Origin of the sequence: Vreelandella aquamarina, from assembly GCF_020075495.1 — a bacterium.
Taxonomy (GTDB): Bacteria; Pseudomonadota; Gammaproteobacteria; order Pseudomonadales; family Halomonadaceae; genus Vreelandella; species Vreelandella aquamarina_A.
Genome location: NZ_JABYQT010000055.1, coordinates 1 through 255, shown reverse-complemented (window position 1 = coordinate 255; position 255 = coordinate 1). Strand labels below are relative to the sequence as shown.

General features: G+C 69.4%; 1 protein-coding gene. It reads left to right on the top strand.

Features of this window, described 5'->3' with window-relative positions; genetic code table 11:
* On the top strand, nt 1–255 hold a 255-nt coding region (locus HW452_RS17450; RefSeq protein ID WP_224107351.1), incomplete at both ends, for a hypothetical protein.

The window sequence follows — 255 nt, the reverse complement described above, 5'->3', positions numbered from 1 at the left end:
AGGGCAACGACCCGGACGGCGACAACGCGGCACTGCGCTACAGCCTGACCGAGGGCAGCAATGCCGACGGCTACTACGCCATCGACGCGATCACCGGCACCGTCACCCTGACCGACGCGGGCGCGGCGCACGTCAACGGCGGCGGCAACCTGCCGGCGGTGAGCGTGACCGTGACTGACGCACAAGGTCTGACGGCAAACGACACCGCGCCCGTGGGTGAGAGTGCCTTGCTGCCCACCGTCGAGGTGACCAGCA